An 18,014-nucleotide genomic window follows, 5' to 3' on the forward strand; every position below is an offset into this window, starting at 1 on the left:
ATGGTGCATGGTCACCGGGTTCGGACCGGTGACCATGCAGGCTGGCCGGGCAAGTGTTCACGATGTTCTGAGACATAAACTGTTCACGATGTCCTGGGCTGGGACACCGGCTAGAACCGGCCGGAACGCTCACGAGCCCGAGACGTCAGGGCGGCGGAGGTGGAGAGTTCGGCTCTACCTCAGCAAGGACCGCGGCGAGCTAGTGCTCGTAAAGGGGGCCCGGAGGGCCTGTCGCGTCGTGCGGTGTGACTGGTGGGGCTGAAGTGGCGGCCGTGGGGCTGAAGTGACAGGTGTGACGCTGCGACCTGTTGTGAAGGCTAGTTATCCGCGTAGGACGCACCCAGCTAGGCCTTCACCACGCCTTCAACCTGCCGAAACGACCCCAGGAGCCCCAACAGTCACACTCACCTCCACGTCAAAGCCCTGGCATCCGAATTTTCCTCCCCGCGAGCCCCGCTGACGTGCGAACCTGACGCGTGCCCCAGAACCACGGACTCCATCTGGTAACCGAGGACGAAGCGCACAAGGTCACCTCGATCGAGCTGTTCTTCGACCTTGTCTTCGTCTACGCCATCACCCAGACGACCCAGCTGATGGCCAACCACCTCGACCTGCTCGGCATCGGGCAGGGCCTCGCCATGCTCGCGGCGCTGTGGTGGTGCTGGTGCAGCTACGCCTGGCTCGGCAACACGCTGCACGCCGACCGCGGCGTCGCGCGGCTCGCCATGTTCGCCGCGATGGCGGTGATGTTCCTCCTCGCGCAGACCATCCCCGAGGCGTTCACCGACTTCCCCGGCGGCCTGTACGCGCCGGCGCTGTTCGTCGGCTGCTACTTCGCCGTGCGTCTGCTGCATCTGGTGGCGTACCTCCAAGTCGCCCGCACCGACCCGGCCCTGCGCGGGGTCCTGCTCCGGATTTTGCCCGGGGTCCTGATCTCCGTGGCGATCCTCGCGGTGGCGGCGTTCACGCACGGGCTTGTCCAATTAGGACTCTGGGTGCTCGCGCTGGTGGTCGACTACGGCCGCGTCTACTTCTCCGGCGCCGCCGGCTGGAGCATCCCGTCACCGGCGCATTTCGCGGAACGGTTCGGCGGGATCATGATCATCGCGCTCGGTGAGTCGATCGTCGCGATCGGCATCGGGATCGGCTCGCTGCCGTTGTCCTGGTTGGTCGTGCTCGCCGCACTGTGCGGACTGGCGCTCGTGGCCGCCATGTGGTGGATGTACTTCGACGTCGTCGCCCGCGTCTCGGAGGCCAAGCTCACCCGGACGACCGGCATCGAACGGGCCAAGATCGCCACCGATTCGTATACGTTCCTGCATCTCCCCCTGATCGCCGGAATCGTGCTGGTCGCGCTCGGGCTCAAGAAGGCGCTGCTCTACGTCGCGGACACCGAGCACTACCGGCAGACCGACCCGCTGCACGGCGCCGGGCTGTGGGCGTTGACCTCCGGACTGGCTGTCTACCTTGTCACGTTGAGCGCGCTGCGCCGCCGCAACCTGGGGAGCTGGAACACCCAACGGCTGGTGGTCGCGGTCGTCCTGCTCGCGGTGACACCAGCGCTGGGTCACGTGCCCGCGGCGGCTCTGCTGTCGATAATCGCGGCCGCCGGCCTCGCGCTTGTCACATTCGAACGATTTCGCTTCGCGGGTTGGCGCCGGCAGGTGCATAACGACCACCCGTAAGGGGGTCACCCTGGCGCTCGCCGCCAACTCGGGTTAACCTACTCACGAGTAGGTACACGAGGCCGGTTCCCGGCTGAGGGGAGAGGCGACGGTGGCTGCGCCAAGGAAACGAGACGCGATGGGCTTCGGCCTGGCAGCGCTCACCCGGCTGGCCGGGAGCAAGGCGGTCGAGCGGACCGGCCTTCGCGGGCCGATCCAGAACCTGGTGACCGCGGGCACGAGGAACGGCTTCCGCGCGGCGGGCGCCGCCGGGCGCGCGTTCAAGTCGACGCAGACGCTCGGCAAGCCGGTCCGGCTCGCTCCGGCCGAGGACACCGGGCTGTTCGACCTGAACCCCAGCGAGGACCAGCAGCTGATCGTCGAGACGGTCACCGAGTTCGCCGCGGAGCAGCTGCGGCCCGCTGCGGCGGACGCCGACGCGAAGCTGCTCGCCCCGGAAGGCCTGCTCAGCAGGTCCGCCGAGCTCGGCATCACGCTGATCGGCATCCCCGAGGAGCTGGGCGGTGTCGGCGAAGGCCGTTCCGTCGTGACCAACGCGCTCGTCGCGGAAGCGCTCGCGCACGGCGACCTCGGGCTCGCTGTCGCCGTGCTGGCGCCGTCCGCGGTCAGCACGTCGCTGGTGCTGTGGGGCGACGAGCAGCAGCAGGCCGACTATCTGCCCGCGTTCGTCGGCGAAAACGTCCCGGCCGCGGCCTTCGCGCTGCAGGAGCGGGTGCCGCTGTTCGACCCGTTCAAGCCGGCCACGCGTGCCCGCCGGACGCCGAAGGGCTACCAGCTCGACGGCGTCAAGTCGCTGGTCCCCCGCGCCGCGCAGGCGGAACTGTTTGTCGTGTCGGCCCTTCTGGAAGGCCACGGCCCGGCTCTGTTCATCGTCGAGTCCTCGAACGCGGGCGTGACGGTCGAAGCGGAACCCGCGATGGGACTTCGCGGCGCCGCGACCGGGAAACTGCACATGGACAAGGTGTCGCTGTCCGCCGGCGCACTGCTCGGCGGCGCCAAAAGCGAGGTGTTCGCCGAGGCCGTGCGTTTGTCGCGGCTCGGCTGGGCCGCGCTGGCGGCCGGAACGGCCAGGGCCGTGCTCGACTACGTCGTCCCGTATGTCAACGAACGCACGGCGTTCGGCGAGCCGGTGAGCCACCGCCAGGCCGTCGCGTTCTCCGTGGCCGACATCGCGATCGAGCTCGAAGGGCTGCGCCTGGTGACCCTGCGCGCCGCCTCGCGCGCCGAGCAGGGCAAGTCGTACGCCCGCGAGGTCGCGCTGGCGCGAAAACTGGCTGTGGACAAGGGAATGCAGATCGGCAACGCCGGGGTGCAGCTGCTCGGCGGACACGGGTTCGTCAAGGAGCATCCGGTCGAACGCTGGTACCGCGACCTCCGTGCCATCGGCGTGATGGAAGGCGCCGTCCTCCTCTGAGGCTTTTTCCCGGAAGGCAGAACCATGATCAATCTTGAGGCTCCGAAGAAGGCCGGCGCGCTGATCAACCAGGCGTACCAGGCCGCGGCCGAGGTTTTCCGGCCCATTTCACGGAAGTACGACAGCGCCGAGCACACCTACCCCGCCGAGTTGGACATGTTCGCGGCGTTGCTCGACGGGCTGAACTCGTCCGGCGAGGGCGGCGCAGGCGCGGCCGGTGTGCGTCGCAGCAACGACAAGGAAGACAAGAAGCCGAGCAACCGCAACGGTGCCAACCTCAACGTCGTGCTCGGCACCATCGAGATGTGCTGGGGCGATGTCGGTCTGCTGCTGTCGATGCCACGGCAGGGGCTCGGCAACGCGGCGATCGGTTCGGTCGCCACGGACGAGCAGATCAAGCGGTTCGGCAAGACGTGGGCCGCGATGGCGATCACCGAACCCGGCTGCGGCTCGGACTCGGCCGCGATCACGACGACCGCGAAGCTCGACGGCGACCACTACGTGATCAACGGCGAGAAGATCTTCGTGACCTCGGGCCAGCGCGCCGACTCGGTCGTGGTGTGGGCGACGCTCGCCAAGTCCATGGGCAAGGCGGCGATCAAGTCGTTCTTCGTCGAGAAGGGCACGCCGGGCTTCGAGGTCGTCCGGGTCGAGCACAAGCTCGGCATCCGCGCGTCGGACACCGCCGTGCTGCGCTTCGAGAACTGCCGCGTGCCGAAGGAAAACCTGCTCGGCACCCCGGACGTCGACGTCAACAAGAGCTTCGCCGGGGTCATGCAGACCTTCGACAACACACGCCCGCTCGTCGCCGCCATGGGCGTCGGCGTCGCGCGCGCCGCCCTGGAGGAGACGAAGCGGATCCTCACCGAAGCCGGTGTCACGATCGACTACGACAAGCCGCCGAACACCCAGCACGCGGCCGCGGCGGCGTTCATCCAGCTCGAAGCCGACTACGAGTCCGCCTACCTGCTGACGCTGGAATCGGCGTGGATGGCCGACAACCGCAAGCCGAACTCACTGCAGGCGTCCATGGCCAAGGCGAAGGCCGGTCGCTCGGTCGTCGACATCACCCTGCGCTGCGTCGAACTCGCCGGTGTCGTCGGCTACACCGAGGAGACCCTCCTCGAAAAGTGGGCCCGCGACGCGAAGATCCTGGACATCTTCGAAGGCACCCAACAAATCCAACAACTCATCGTCGCCCGCCGCATCCTCGGGAAGACGTCCGCCGAGCTCAAGTAACCGAGATCGGGAGGGGTCCCGACGGCGAAGACCTAGGGTCGGCCGCTGAAAAGTGGTCGACCCTAGGAGTTCAGCATGAGTGTTCCGGCACCCCGTGTCGCCATGCCCGGCAGGTTCAAGGGCGCCATGGTGATCATGGTCGTCCAGATCGTGGTCAACGCCTTCGGCGGGTTGATGTTGATCTCCGACATCAACGATCGGAACCAGTACGGGCAGCAAATCCCAGGAGTGGCTTACGTCGCGACGGCAGTCGACCTGTTCTTCGCGGTCGCCCTGCTCACGTGCGTACTGCGGCTCCGCTCCGGCGGGTCGTGGGTCCGCCCACTGGCCAAGGTCCTCGAAAGCGCCGTGATGCTGAGTGCCATCATCAACCTGGCCGCCGGGCAGTACCTGAGTATCGGCGGGCTCGCGCTGGCCATCGTCGTGGTCGTGCTCCTCTCCGGTCCGGAAAACCGGTACCGCGGCTGAAGCCTGACGTCACCCGGCGGCGAACTGCTCCGCCTGGAACTCGTCGATGAACCGCCAGGTCGTCCCGCGGGCCCGACGGCCGGTGAGGACGCCGAGGTGCCCGCCCGGCGCGGTTTCGAAGCGCACGGACGCGGCGTTCTCCAGCAGCTCCACCACGCGTTCGACCGACGCCCGGGGCGCGATGGTGTCGTTCTCGCCCGCGACGACGAGCATCGGGACCTTGACGTCGGACAGCGAGATGACCCGCCCGTTGAGGTCGACCGTGCCCTCGGCGAGGTCGTTGGTGCGGAACAGGCGGTGGTACAGCTGCCCGAAGGTGCGACCTGGGTACGCGATCATGTTGTCCATGAAGTGGTCGACGGCCTCGATCTGCGCGAGATAGTCCCGGTCATCAAGATTCTTCAGGATCGCGAGCGGCTTGGTGATCTCCTTGCTGATCCCGGTCGCCCGGAACACGCGGCTGACCAAATAGGACGGTGCCCCGCCGAGCGCGCGGTAGACCGGGGTCAGCAGGTGGCCGCCGGTCAGGTCCACCAGCGGGCGGAACGGCGCGATGATCGGGATCGCGGTGAAGTCCACCGGCGAACCGATCGCGACGATCGACTCGATCGGCAGCGTCGGCTGGTCCGCCTGGACCAGCATCGAGAAGATCCCGCCGAGCGACCACGACACCAGGTGCACGCCCTGACCGCCGGCGTCCTCACTGACCTTCCGAATCGCCCTGGGCAGCACCTCGTCGATCCAGTGCTCGATACCGAGCCGCCGGTCGGAGAACGCCACGTTGCCGTAGTCGACGAGGTAGGTGTTCCGGCCGTCCTCGACCAGGTGCTCGATCAGGCTGCAGCCGCGACGCAGGTCGAAGCAGATCGCGGGCGCGGCGAGCGGCGGCACCAGCAGCACCGGCGGGCCCGAGCCGACGCCGGTCCCGGTGCTCGTCGTCATCCGGTAGACCGACCGGTTGGGGCCCTGGTCGATCAACACTCGCGGCATCGGCCGCAGGTCGGCGACGCCGCCGTGCAGCACCTTGCCCGCCACGTTCGAAGCGGCGGCGGCGAGCCTTGCGGCCGGTGAAACCATCAGATTGCCTCCAGAAGGTGAACTTCAGTGAGCAATCTTGCCGTGCCCGCGCTCACCACTCAACAGGCGACCGGTGCAAGCGCCCAGCAAGCAGTCCACATCGGACTGTGCGTTAGGCCGTCCGAGTCAACTGCCGTCGACCGCGGGGGCACTTCCGGCGGCTCGTGCTTCGTAGTCGGCGCGAGCGCTGGAATGGGCAGCTGAAGCCAAAAGCTGGTCCCCGCCGAGTGATCGGGCGACCCATTCGCCGGTCCGGCGCGGCAGCAGCCGGGTGATCCTGCCCATGAGATCGAGCGATTTGGGCACGAAGACGTCGAAACGCGGCTTTCGCAGGGCATCGACGATGGCCGCCGCGACGTCCTCCGGCTGCACTGACTTGATCATCTTGGCCTCGGCGAGTCCGCTGGCGAGCTCGGTACGCACGATCGCGGGCATGACGCACGAGACGTCGACGCCGGTGCCGCGCAGCTCGAGATGCACCGCTTCGGACAGCCCGACGACCGCGTGTTTGGTGGCGCAATACGTCGCCGCGCCGGGAAACCCGGCCTTGCCCGCCATCGACGCGACGTTGACGATGTGCCCGGTCCCGCGCGGCCGCATCCGCTTGATCGCCTCGCGGGTGCCGTGGATGACGGCGTGGACGTTGATCTCGAGCTGACGCCGTGTCGACGCGTCGTCCTCCTCGTCTAGCGGCGAAAGCGGCATGATCCCCGCGTTGTTGATCAGCACATCGATCGGCCCGAGCCGTGCTTCGACGTCGTCGAGGAACGCGGTGAAGGCCGTAGTGTCGGTGACGTCGAGAGGCAGGGCAAGCGTGTCGCCACCCAGCTCACCAGCGGTTTTCTCGGCGCGGACATGGTCGAGGTCGCCGATCGCGACACGTGCGCCCAGCCGCGTCAGCGCCGCGGCGGTCACTGCCCCGATCCCCTGCGCCCCGCCGGTGACCACGATGACCTTGCCTCGCAGCGAACGCGGCTGTGCCATGGCTGGTTCCTCTCCGTCGACGCTGACCTCGAGTCTTGTTGACACATGGCCAACTAACTCATGGTGCAACGAAACGGCCGGTTAGTCCAGCCGGAGCTCGAAGACCTGTCCGATCCAGGGCGCGTTCCTGACCTCGACTTCGAACTGGACCGTGCGAGTGAACCCCTGGCTCTCGTAGTAGCGCACGAGGTTGCCGTCACCGCCCGCCCAGCAGTCGACCCGCACCAGCCCGACACCGCTCTGCCGAGCCTCGTCGAACACGTTCGCGATCAGCCGGCCGCCGACGCCGAGCCCGCCGAACCTGCGCGAAATGAGCAGCAGACCGAGGTAGATCTCCGGCTCCCCCGACGACGGCACGTGTCGCGGGCACGTCCCCTGGGTGATGGACACGCCGGCCGGTACGCCGTCGACCTCGGCCACCTGCAGGCGATTGCTGCCTGCCATCTCGCGGACCCGCTCGACCTGCAGCGGGATGCCGGACCACGGTTCGGTGCCCCACTGACCGGCACTGCCGCGCGCGGTCAGCCAAGCGACGGCGTCGTCGAACATCTGCAACAGGGCAGGGAAGTCGTCGGGAGTACCCGGACGAAGCGCAATCTCGTTCACGGGAGAGTGACGATAGCGGGTCCATCCACCCCAGGACTCCCACTTTTGCGCTTGTGCGGGGTCCTTGCGCACGCCGATAACCCGCGCCTGCACTTTTGTGGCTCTTCGGTATGTGTGGGTGCTGGTTGCTGTGAACTGGCTGCGTTTTACCGCAGCAACGGCCTGGTCGTGTCGGTGTACGGCGAATGCCGGTGTCCGGAGCTGGGTGTGGGACTCGCCGCTCTGACTGTGGAACTCACCCTCGCTGAACGTGGGACTCGCACAGAGCGTCGGTGAGTCCCACACTCCAGCCCGGCGAGTCCCACGTTCACGCCGACGAGTCCCACAGTCACCACCAGCCGACCACACCCGCTGACCTCAAAAACCTCACCAGCCACACCGACACCACCCAGCCACCCCAACCGACCTTCAGAATCCCTTCCCCACACCACCCGCCCCGCCGCGGTAAAACGGAGCCAGTCCACAGCACCCAGCACCCACCGAGGCGTCGCGGACCCACACATACGACACAAGAGCCACAAAAGTGCCCGTCCTAGTCGGGACGGACCTCCGAGGCGGAGTTGACGTGCAGGACGGCACGCCCACTGTCGTACTCCGGCCAGCCGGGGTCACCGGTCGCCGCGAAGCGGACCCACGATTGGTTCAGCAGCTCCGCGACGCCCTTCGGCGCGGATTCCCCGACGAGCCCGCTGGCGACGTCGAGGTTGTTGAACACGAACGGCAGGTCGAGACCGTGACACGCACCGAGCCGCCCGTCGAACAGCGGTCCGCGCCAGTCGAATTCGTAGCAATACGTCCGGCCTTGATGCGCTTCGGCGAGCCGACGTGCTGGGGCCCGGAACACCAACTCGGTCAGGGCTGGGACGGCGACTTCGCCCGCCGAACGGCCGTTCTGCCCGAGGCCATGGCGTTCGAGGGTCGGCACCGGGTCCGGATGGGACTTGGACATCATCGCGACGAGCTGCTCGTCGGTGAGGACGTCGATCGCCCCGGTCGGAACCAGGTACAGCGCCATCTCGTCGCGACAGGACCCGACAACCAGATCGACTCCTTCGCCCGCACCACTCTCGATCGCTCGCCCGGGGTGTTCGGGCAGCATATCGTCACCGAAGAGTGGCATGAACGTGGAAAGGCCGAAGCCCGGGTCGAATCCGTCCGCGTCGCGCAGGTCCGGGCTGCCACCGGGAACAGTGAGCGCCTCCTGCGCGGCGAGCAGGTCCTCGGCCGGGATCGAACGAAACGCTTCGGCCGTCGCGGGAACGTCGAGCGCCTTCGCCAGGTGGTCAGCAAGCTTTCGGGCCTGTTCGAGGGGACGCACCATCTCGGCGTGGCCGCTTTGCACGATCCCGCGCCGGAACAAACCCTCGGCCAGCGGCGACGCCAGCAGACATGCGACGCTCATGGCGCCGGCGGACTGCCCGAAAACGGTGACGTTGCCCGGGTCGCCACCGAACGCCGCGACGTTGTCACGCACCCACCCCAGCGCCGCGATCTGGTCACGCAGCCCGAGGTTCGTCGCACCGCCCTCCAGCGGCAGGAAGCCCTCGATCCCCACGCGGTAGTTGAGGGTCACCAAGACCGCGCCTTCTCGGGTGAACGCGGAACCGTCGTAAACCGCGGCCGACCCCGTTCCGGCGAGGAACCCGCCACCGTGGATGAACACCAGGACGGGCAGCCCGGCCGCGGCGGTGTCCGGCGTGTAGACGTCGACCGTGAGATAGTCCGGACCCTTGCGCCACCCGGGACCGACGAGCGGCCCGAGGTCGAAGCCCGCCACGTTCCGGTTGGTCTGCGGCGCGTTCGGACCGGGTTCCGTGCCGTCACGGACGCCGTCCCAGGCCGGTGCTGGAACAGGCGGGGCGAACCGGAGTTCCCCGACAGGCGCTGCGGCGTAAGGGATCGACAGGAACCGAGTGACACCCTCGACGACTTCGCCGCGGACCTCCCCGGACGTGGTGGAGACGATCACGCGATGGTCCTTTCGGCGGTAATTCGGTGAGGGATGACCTTGCCGGGGTTGAAGATCCCGTGCGGATCGAGCGCGTTCTTGACGGCGTGATGCAGGCCGAGGACAGCCGGCCCCAGTTCGCGGCGCAGGCCTTCCTGCTTGAGCAGCCCGACGCCGTGCTCGCCGGTGACCGTGCCGCCGAGGTCCAGCGCGTCGGACACGATCTGCTCGAACGCCGCCTGCGCGCGTGTCCTGGCGGCCTCGTCGCCGGCCGGCGTGATCAGCATCGGATGCAGGTTGCCGTCGCCGATATGGGCGACGTTCGCGATCAGGATGTCGTTCCGGGCCGCCGTCCGGCCGATTCGCGCGAGCATTTCGGGGACCTGGTGGGTCGGCACGCACACGTCCTCGGTCAGCACCGGACCCAGCCGTTCGAGCGCCGGGTACGCGAGCCTCCTCGCGGCAAAAAGCGCGTCCGCTTCCTCCTGGTCCGTCGACACCGCGGCCCAGGTGGCCCCCGCTTTTTCGAAACAGGCGAGCATCGCGGCCGCCTCTTCGTCACCGGCGGCCCCCGGCGAGTCGCAGCGTCCGAGCAGCACGACCTCGGCCTCGGCCGAGAGGCCCATGTTCTTCCAGTCGTCGACCGCGGCGAGGCAGTGCCGGTCGACGAGCTCGAGCGCGGACGGCACGATCCCGGCCGCGGCGATCTCCGCGGCGGCGACACCGGCGTCGACGATCGAGGAGAAGTAGCCCGCAACTGTGCGCTCCGGGGCCCGCCGCGCCTTCAGCCGCACGGTCACTTCGGTGATGACGCCCAGCGTGCCCTCGGAACCGACCATGAGCCCGGCGAGGTCGTACCCCGCCACGCCTTTCGCCGTCCGGCGGCCGAGCCGCACGAGGTCGCCGAGCCCGGTGACGATCTGCATGCCCAGTACGTAGTCGCGGGTGACACCATACTTTACGCAGCACACCCCGCCCGCGTTCGTCGCGACGTTCCCGCCGATCGTCGACCAGGGGGAACTGGCCGGGTCCGGCGGGTACCACAGGCCCCGCTCGGCACAGGCCGCCCGGAGGTCGTCGTTCACCACCCCGGGTTCGACCACGGCCAGCCGTTCCACCGGGTCGATCTCGCGGATCTTCGCGAAGTGGTCCATGGCGAGCACGACACAGCCTTCGACGGCGTTGGCACCACCGGACAGCCCTGTCCCCGCTCCCCTGGTGACCACCGGGACGCCGTGGGCCAGGCAGTACCGGACGACGACCTGGACCTCTTCGGCCGTCCGCGGCCGCACGACCACCTCCGGGACCGCGTACGGCGCCCATTCCGCCTCGTCGTGGGCGAAGCTCCGAAGGATGTCGGGATCGTGGACCACCCGGTCCGGTGGCAGCAGCCCCGCGAGATCGTCGACCAGCATGCCTCCAGGTTAGTGCCGAATGCAGCGGTGATGCCGGAAAGTAAACCCTGGCCAGTAGTGTTCCGGCGACGAAAGATGCCCCTTCGGTCGTGCGTGGGTCCCTGCCGCCGCGACTTTTGTCTGCCCTTGTGGGGTGTCTTAGTTCTCAGAGATCGCAACTCGCCGTCGAGTTGCGATCACCCGCCGACGAGGCCTAGAACAGCGCTTTCGCTAGGTCCCGGTAACCCGGCATCGGGTCGACGCCCTCGGGGACGAGTACCTGGATCCCGACGTGGTCGCCACCGGCGTCGAGGTGCTCGCTGAGCCCACGCACGATGACTTCGGGTTCGCCGTGCAGCGCGAGCGCGTCGATCAGCTTGTCGCTGCCGCCATTCTCGATGTCTTCGTCGCCGAAGCCGAGCCGCCGCAGATTGCTGACGTAGTTGGCCAAACCGAGGTACGGCGTTGCGATCGGCGGCCGGCCGATTTCCCTGGCCCGCACCGGATCGGGCTCGACGACGACCATGTGCTCCACGGCCAGCACGCTGTCCGCGCCGAGGATCTCCCTGGCCTGCCTGGTGTGTTCGGGCACCGTCAGATACGGGTGGGCACCGGCCGAGCGGTCGCGGGACAGCGCCAGCATGCGCTTGCCGAGCGCGCCCACCAGCAGCCGTTCCGCCGGTACGCCCGCCGCATCCAGCTCGTCGAGGTACCGCGACAGTTTGTCGTACGGCTTCTCGAAGGCCTTGATGGACTCGGGGTGGCCGATCCCGACCCCGAGCACGAAACGGTCAGCGTACTTGTCCGCGATCCGGTGGTACGACCGCGCAATCTTGGCGGGGTCGTTGGTCCACACGTTGACGATCGACGTCGCCACGGTGACCGCGCTCGTCGCGTCGAGGATCTCCTCCACCAGACGCAGCTCCGCGATCGACGTCACGCCGCCGCCGAGCCAGACCGTGCCGTACCCGAGCGCCTCGGCCTCGACGCCGAAGTCCTTCCTGTCCTTGTCGCCGTGAACCGGGTTCAACCAGGCTCCGAACCGCCCCAACTCCATGCCCATCGGTCACTCCATCCGCCGTCGACGACCTCGCTACATAACCGTAGCATCGATGTATAGCAAATGTAGCGAGGCTGGGTGGCGAAACCCCCTCAGGGCCACCCCCGTGGCGTTCAACGCCAATGCCTGGAACTTTGGAGGGCTGGCTGGTGCGGCAAGGTCCTGTTTACGGCAGCAAGGACCGGGGCGAAGGGGTGCTGGCAGCGGAGGCACCTCAACCGACCAACCACCCGACACCCCTCAGTTCCAGGCATTGGTGGCGTTCAGCGCCACAAGGGGTCCCCGAGCCAGATCGCGAAGCGTCAGGCGAGGGTCATCGCGTAGACCTGCACGCGCGGGTCGTTGGGCAGGGTTACCGAGTAGACGGTCTTCCCCGCGTCGAGTGGGACGGACTGGCCGAACAGCCGGACGGGCGGGCCGTCGACGCCGGAGCCCGCCTTGATGCGGTGCGGCATATCCAGCACGACAGTGCTACCAGCGGGTGTGGACCCTGCCCAGTCCCCGACGGTCACCGGAACGTTCGCCGTGCTGCCGTCGGCGTACCGCACGGTGACCACCGTGCTGACGGGTCCGTTGTGGGCGGCGCCGACGAGCCGGATCGAGGCGTACTTTCCGCCTGGCAGCAGCATTTGCTGCCCGCGCGCCTCGACGAAGTTCGCCGCGGTCCCGGTCGGATCGGGGGCGGCGTACGAGACGCCGCCCCAGGTGACCGGGCCGGCCGGCGGCAGCAGGTCGGCGTCGTAGCTCCAACCCGAACCGTCGAAGTTGCCCTGATCCGGCTGCGCGACCGTGGCGGCCCCGTCATGGTTCACTTCGCTCGCGAGGTCCACCGCGCACTGCCCGTTCGCGGTCGTCGCGCACGTCGGCGCGGTGCGGACCTCGACTGTCGCCGACTGCGTGACGGTGTTCGCCCCGGCGCCGGAAACCGTGACCTGCAAGGGATATTTTCCGATCGGCGTGTTCGGCGGGACGGTGGCCTCCACGCTCACGGCCTGCTGTTTCGGCAGCCGCCCTGACCAAGTCACCAGCGGCCACTGCGGTTTCGTCCGCACCGACCACCCCGCGGGCACCTTCGCCGACACGACGGCCACCGACAGATCGGGCGACTGTCCCAGCACGTCCAGCGTCAAATCCGCCTTCTGTGCCGACGCGCTCGTCGGCAACACCGCCGACGAAGTCTCGAACGACGCGTCGACGTGACGGCGCGAGTCACCGGCGGCCTGGTCGACCGACGGCGGCGCCGCGGCGCGCCCGGTACCCCACGAAGACGGCTTGTCCCCGACCTTCTGTGCCAACGTTCCGCCGTGCGCAACCGCGCTCCAGTCCAGCGACGTCCCGCGGACGTCACGACCGTTCAGCGAAACGCTTTGCACGTAACGGTTGGTGTCACTCGCACCCGGCGCCGTGATGGCCAGCGTGCCGCCCTGCTTCGCGCCGAACTGTCCGATTCGGACGGTCGCCGACGGGAACTGCGGGCTGGACACCGCGAGAAAGTTGCTCCCGCTCATCGTCGGGTACAGCCCAAGTGAGGAGAACACGTACCAGGCGGACATCGTGCCGAGGTCGTCGTTGCCGGTCATCCCGTCCGGCCCGGTGGTGAACAGCGTCATCGCCGCACGCACCACCGTCGCGGTCTTCGCCGGCGCGCCCGCCCACAGGTACATGTACGGCGCGAGCAGGTCGGGCTCGTTGTTCGGGTTGTACGTCGGCTTCGCGTAGTAGTCGTACGGCTGGACGATCCAGTCGGTCCGCGCCGTGCCCGCCGGGTCTGTGAGCAGTTTGCCGTAGGCGAAAAACGAGTCGAGCCGCTTCTCCGCGGCGGCCTTGCCGCCCATGAGGCCGACGAGTCCGGCCGGGTCCTGCGGCACGAGCCACTGGTACTGGTACGCCCCGCCTTCGTGGAACTGCTCCCCCGCCGCGACCGGGTCGTACGCGGTCACGAACGTGCCATCGGTGGTGCGCGGCCGGAACTGGCCGATCGAGGAGTCCCACAGGTTCTTGTACCACTGGCCGCGGTCACCGAACATCTTCGCGTCGGCGGCGTGCCCGAGTCCCTGGGCCATCAGGGAAAGCGCGGCGTCGGCGGCGGAGTACTCGAGGGTGGCCGACGCCGGATGCACGCAGTCGTTGTCGCCGCCCTTGTCCGCGCAGTCCTTGCCGAGGGTGAGCCCGGCCGGGATGTACCCGCTCGCCTGGTATTGGTCGACACCCGTACGTCCGTTGTACGGCGAATCCGGCGGCGGGGTACTCGTCGCATCCTTCTTCATCAGTCCGTACGCCTCTTCCTCATGCCCGGCCAGCATTCCCTTCGACCAGGCTTCGACGAGAAAGGGCACGACCGGGTCCCCGGTCATGATGTTGGTTTCGCTGTTCGCGAGCGCCCAGCGCGGCAGCCACCCGCCATCGCGGCCGATGGACAGGACCGACAGCGCGACATCGCGTGCCACCTGTGGTTCCAGCATCTCGAGCAACTGGTTCTGCGGCCGGTAGGTGTCCCACAGCGACAGGTTCTGGTACGGCGTGTATCCGTCCGCCGCGTGCGCTTTCTTGTCGAACCCGGTGTACTGGCCGTCGACGTCGCCGGCGAGGTTCGGGTGCAGCTGCGCGTGGTAGAGCGCCGAATAGAACGCGGTCTGCCGGTCAGCCGTCCCACCGCCGACCCCGATCGCGGACAACTTGTCCACCCACGAGTCGTGCAGCTGCGTACGTGTCTTGTCGAAGTCGTACGAGGTTCCGGTTTCCTGCGCCAGGTTCTTCCGCGCGCCGTCGAGGCCGGTGTACGACAGGCCGACCTTGACCACGGCCTGGTGGTCGGTGGTCGCGTCGAAAGTCACCCAGGCGCCGTTGCCGCCGGTCCCGGCGGCGTCACTGCCGCCAGGGGTCGTCGTCGAGCCACGCCACGTGCCGTGCGCGGTGAACGGCCGGTCGAACGTGGCCGAAAAATACACCGTGTGCTGGTCCTTCCCCGCGCAGAACCCGCCGGCGGTGACACGGCCTTCGATGGTCCGGTCGCCGACCACGTGGATCTCGGAGCCCTGCACCGACTGGTTGGCCTTGCCGGTGTTGAACAGGACATTCGCCTGGGTCGTCGACGGGAAGGTGTAGCGCTGCCAGCCGGTACGCGGGGTCGCGGTCAGCTCCGCGTTGATGCCGTACCGCGAGAGCCCCACCTGGTAGTAGCCGGGCTTGGCTTGTTCGTCGCTGTGGGAGTACGCGGACTTGTAGCTATTGGTGTCGACGGAGTCGACGGCCCCGGTCGTCGGCATCATCGGCAGCTCGCCCTCGACGCCGCAGCCGACGCCGGACAGGTGGGTCTGGCTGAAGCCGTAGATCGAGCCCTGTTGGTAGTCGTAACCGCCCTGACCGCCGGTGTCCGGGCTGACCTGGACCATGCCGAACGGCGCGCTCGCCCCGGGGAAGGTGTTGCCCGAGTTCTGCGTTCCGATGAACGGGTTGACCAGACTTGTCGGATCGGCCGGTGCCGCGGCAGTCGCCGCCGTTGCGGGCAGCACGGCGGTGACCAGGCCGGCGAGCAGCAGTCCGGCGGTCACCCCCGCGGGGAGACGTCTCAGAGTCGACCGCATGGAATGCCTACCTCCAGCTTGTGACAACGTTGTCATCGCCCAGCGAAGCCGCCCCCAGTGATCCGGCGGGAAGCGTCGGGCAAGGCCCTCTCACCGGGGATCAGATCAAGCCGTCGCCCCGGGTGTCAATGGGCACCGCGCGCTCGGGCTGGCCGATACCGGCGTTTACCGTCAGTGCCATGCTGAGGACGTCAGTGACATGCCGAGGACTCTGGCCGTGGAGAACTATCGGTCCCTGCGTCACGTTACGGCCACCCCGCCGGCCAGTAGCGTCGGTAGCGCGACCCCTGTTGTCCCGATCAGCGGCGGCCGGTAACGTCGCGCCGATGCCCGCGGTGGGCAAGGTGTCTGGGTAGGTTGAGGATGGGATTCACGTGGTGACTACAGGTCGGGTTATCCGGTTCGACGAATTTCGCGGTTATGGTTTCGTTTCCCAGGACGAGGGCGGCGACGACGTTTTCCTGCACGTGAACGACCTCGATTTCGACAAGAGGCTCGTCACGCCCGGAACCGCGCTGGAATTCGTCGTGGAAGAAGGCGATCGCGGACTCAAGGCGACCGAGGTGCGCATTATCGGGTCCGCGGAGAAAGCGGTTTTGCCCGCACCGGCCGCCCGGCAGGACTTCCACCGCGAAGAGGACGGGGTCGGCGATGTCCTCACGACCAGGGAACTGCTGAGCGAATTCACCGAAACACTGCTTCCCGCGGCACCGACCTTGACCGCGGAACAGATTCTCAGTGTGCGGCGATGTGTGGTGACCGTCGCCCGCAGCCATGGTTGGATCGAGGACTGATTTTCCCGGCTTGGCTGAGATTCGCGAGCATGACGAGGGCAGGAGTTCGGCATGAGGTTGGCCACTGTGGACGGGCGCGCGGCGCTGGTCGTGGGCGCCGGTTACGTCGTCGATCTGGCGAGGGCCAGCCGGGGGCGGTTCGGGCACGAAACCCAGGCCGCGTACGAACGCTGGGACGAACTGACCGAGTTCGCAGCCACCGTCAACCCCGCGGGCGAGTGGGTGCGCAGCGCCGAACCCGGGGACTTCGGCAACCCCGTCCCGGCGCCCCGCCAGGTCTTCGCCATCGGCCTGAACTATGCCGACCATGCCGCCGAATCCTCGTTCGCCCTTCCTGAGCAGCCCGTGGTCTTCACGAAGTTCCCGACGTGCCTCACCGGCCCCACCGGGGACGTCGAGCTGCCGCCCGGCAAGGTCGACTGGGAGGTCGAGCTGGTCGTCGTGATCGGGCGGCGGGCCCACCACGTCGCCGAAGACCACGGCTGGAACTACGTAGCCGGGCTTTCCGTCGGGCAGGACCTTTCCGAGCGGGTGCTGCAACAGACCGGGCCTGCCCCGCAGTTCAGCCTCGCGAAGTCGTACCCGGGCTTCGGCCCGATCGGCCCGGTCGTGGTCAGCCCGGACGAGCTGCCCGGTCGCGACGACCTCGAGCTCGGCTGCTCGGTCAACGGCGAGCAGATGCAGCAGGGTCGTACCGCCCAGATGATTTTCCCGGTGCCCGAGCTCATCGCGCGGCTTTCCGCGGTGACCCCGCTGCTGCCCGGAGACGTGATCTTCACCGGGACACCGTCCGGCGTCGGGCTCGGCCGCACCCCGCAGCGGTACCTCGTCCCCGGCGACGAACTGGTCAGCCACGTCGAAGGCATCGGGAGCATGCGGCACCACCTCGTCGCCCCAGCGTCCTGAAAACCGGCGATCAGCGCGACCCGTTGCCGGGGCGTTTGACGGCGTGGCCGACGAGCATGGTGTCGGTGCCGAGGATCGACAGTCCGGCGAGGTCCTCGGTGAGAAACCGGTAGAGATGCTCGGCGTCGCGCAGCCAGACCGCGAGCTGCAGGTTCGACGTTCCGGTAGTGGCGAACGCGCCGTGGACGGCGGGATGGGCGGCGAGCTGCCGCCCGGCCTCGTCGAGCCGGTCGGGCGGCAGCTGGAGCGAGATGTTGGCGTCGACGACGAGACCGAGCCGCTGCGGCAAGAGCATCGATGATCCGCTCGTCGACGTCGTCGAGCGGCCGCTGCGCCGCCACCGGCTCGACGGGAGGCGTGAGTTCGGCGCGTTCGACGTCGGTGAGCGCGTCGAGCCGCCAGTCCGACGCGGTGGAAAAGACGTGCAGCACGGTCTGCGCATTGACCGCGGTGACCGCCGAGGTGGCAGGCAGCTGGTGGAAAACCAGGCGGTTGCGGGGACCACTGCCCAGCAGGATCGCCGAGATCTCGTCCCCACCGGCCGAAACGTCGACGAACGCGATGTCGTCCCGCGCCGCGAGTGCCGCGACGATCGCGTCGAGTTTCCCGCGCAGCACCCGGATGCGCAGCTGCATGACGCCGACCAGGTCGGCCTGCGGCCGCGTCGCGAGGACCAGGAGATCGGACGTCACAGGTGCACTCACAGCTATCAGTTTCGCTCATCACCCGGAGCCGGACAGACCCACCACAGCGTGACCATCCCGGAAGCGTGAGATGAACGTCACTCAGCGTGCCGAACGGCTTCCGCGACCGACCGGACGGTAAAGAATGAAAACGGCTCGCAGCGAGGAAATA

The 18,014-nt window shown here is 68.1% G+C and carries 15 protein-coding genes; 7 read left to right on the forward strand and 8 right to left on the reverse strand.

What is annotated here, in order from left to right; genetic code table 11:
- Positions 1 to 476 precede the first annotated feature (476 nt).
- The 4 genes from JWQ81_RS38545 (at position 477) to JWQ81_RS38560 (ending at position 4,806) form a co-directional block, all read left to right on the forward strand.
- Positions 477 to 1,685, forward strand: coding sequence for a low temperature requirement protein A (locus JWQ81_RS38545; protein WP_297549650.1), 1,209 nt, complete (start codon positions 477 to 479; stop codon positions 1,683 to 1,685).
- 118 nt (positions 1,686 to 1,803) lie between these two features.
- Positions 1,804 to 3,099: an acyl-CoA dehydrogenase family protein gene (locus JWQ81_RS38550; RefSeq protein WP_297549726.1), complete on the forward strand. Its 1,296-nt coding sequence runs from the start codon at positions 1,804 to 1,806 to the stop codon at positions 3,097 to 3,099.
- 24 nt (positions 3,100 to 3,123) lie between these two features.
- Positions 3,124 to 4,338: an acyl-CoA dehydrogenase family protein gene (locus tag JWQ81_RS38555; protein ID WP_297549651.1), complete on the forward strand. Its 1,215-nt coding sequence runs from the start codon at positions 3,124 to 3,126 to the stop codon at positions 4,336 to 4,338.
- A gap of 75 nt (positions 4,339 to 4,413) precedes the next feature.
- Positions 4,414 to 4,806, forward strand: coding sequence for a hypothetical protein (locus JWQ81_RS38560; protein WP_297549653.1), 393 nt, complete (start codon positions 4,414 to 4,416; stop codon positions 4,804 to 4,806).
- Positions 4,807 to 4,815: 9 nt separating this feature from the next.
- Here JWQ81_RS38560 and JWQ81_RS38565 read toward each other — a convergent pair whose 3' ends face one another.
- The 7 genes from JWQ81_RS38565 to JWQ81_RS38595 all read right to left on the reverse strand — a co-directional run bounded on the left by JWQ81_RS38565 (position 4,816) and on the right by JWQ81_RS38595 (position 15,459).
- The gene (locus JWQ81_RS38565) at positions 4,816 to 5,883 is read right to left on the reverse strand and encodes an alpha/beta fold hydrolase (protein WP_297549655.1); all 1,068 of its coding nucleotides are present in this window, start codon (positions 5,881 to 5,883) and stop codon (positions 4,816 to 4,818) included.
- 126 nt (positions 5,884 to 6,009) lie between these two features.
- The gene (locus JWQ81_RS38570) at positions 6,010 to 6,867 is read right to left on the reverse strand and encodes an SDR family oxidoreductase (protein ID WP_297549657.1); all 858 of its coding nucleotides are present in this window, start codon (positions 6,865 to 6,867) and stop codon (positions 6,010 to 6,012) included.
- Between the two features lie 81 nt (positions 6,868 to 6,948).
- Positions 6,949 to 7,473: a GNAT family N-acetyltransferase gene (locus JWQ81_RS38575; protein WP_297549659.1), complete on the reverse strand. Its 525-nt coding sequence runs from the start codon at positions 7,471 to 7,473 to the stop codon at positions 6,949 to 6,951.
- 532 nt (positions 7,474 to 8,005) lie between these two features.
- Positions 8,006 to 9,442, reverse strand: coding sequence for a carboxylesterase family protein (locus JWQ81_RS38580; protein WP_297549661.1), 1,437 nt, complete (start codon positions 9,440 to 9,442; stop codon positions 8,006 to 8,008).
- On the reverse strand, positions 9,439 to 10,836 hold the full coding sequence (locus JWQ81_RS38585) for an FAD-linked oxidase C-terminal domain-containing protein (RefSeq protein ID WP_297549663.1): 1,398 nt from the start codon (positions 10,834 to 10,836) through the stop codon (positions 9,439 to 9,441). The genes JWQ81_RS38580 and JWQ81_RS38585 overlap by 4 nt, the downstream gene beginning before the upstream one ends.
- A 193-nt stretch (positions 10,837 to 11,029) precedes the next feature.
- On the reverse strand, positions 11,030 to 11,878 hold the full coding sequence (locus JWQ81_RS38590) for an LLM class F420-dependent oxidoreductase (protein WP_297549665.1): 849 nt from the start codon (positions 11,876 to 11,878) through the stop codon (positions 11,030 to 11,032).
- Positions 11,879 to 12,177: 299 nt separating this feature from the next.
- Positions 12,178 to 15,459, reverse strand: coding sequence for a GH92 family glycosyl hydrolase (locus JWQ81_RS38595; protein ID WP_297549667.1), 3,282 nt, complete (start codon positions 15,457 to 15,459; stop codon positions 12,178 to 12,180).
- 374 nt (positions 15,460 to 15,833) lie between these two features.
- Between JWQ81_RS38595 and JWQ81_RS38600 the strand changes: the two genes are divergently transcribed.
- Complete coding sequence (locus JWQ81_RS38600; RefSeq protein WP_366942374.1) at positions 15,834 to 16,253, forward strand: cold shock domain-containing protein; 420 nt, start codon at positions 15,834 to 15,836, stop codon at positions 16,251 to 16,253.
- 51 nt (positions 16,254 to 16,304) lie between these two features.
- Positions 16,305 to 17,159 (forward strand): fumarylacetoacetate hydrolase family protein, encoded by an 855-nt coding sequence (locus tag JWQ81_RS38605; RefSeq protein ID WP_297549669.1) that lies wholly within the window; start codon positions 16,305 to 16,307, stop codon positions 17,157 to 17,159.
- Between the two features lie 10 nt (positions 17,160 to 17,169).
- On the opposite strand, the gene JWQ81_RS38610 is transcribed toward JWQ81_RS38605, so the two are convergent.
- Positions 17,170 to 17,454, reverse strand: coding sequence for an Lrp/AsnC ligand binding domain-containing protein (locus tag JWQ81_RS38610; protein WP_297549671.1), 285 nt, complete (start codon positions 17,452 to 17,454; stop codon positions 17,170 to 17,172).
- On the opposite strand from JWQ81_RS38610, the gene JWQ81_RS38615 reads away from it, so the two are divergent.
- Positions 17,411 to 17,932 carry a hypothetical protein gene (locus tag JWQ81_RS38615; RefSeq protein ID WP_297549673.1) on the forward strand — a complete coding sequence of 174 codons (522 nt, stop codon included), beginning with the start codon at positions 17,411 to 17,413 and terminating at the stop codon, positions 17,930 to 17,932. The genes JWQ81_RS38610 and JWQ81_RS38615 overlap by 44 nt on opposite strands.
- The last annotated feature ends 82 nt before the right edge of the window (positions 17,933 to 18,014 follow it).

The sequence above is a fragment of the Amycolatopsis sp. genome (genome assembly GCF_025464955.1).
GTDB lineage: Bacteria > Actinomycetota > Actinomycetes > Mycobacteriales > Pseudonocardiaceae > Amycolatopsis.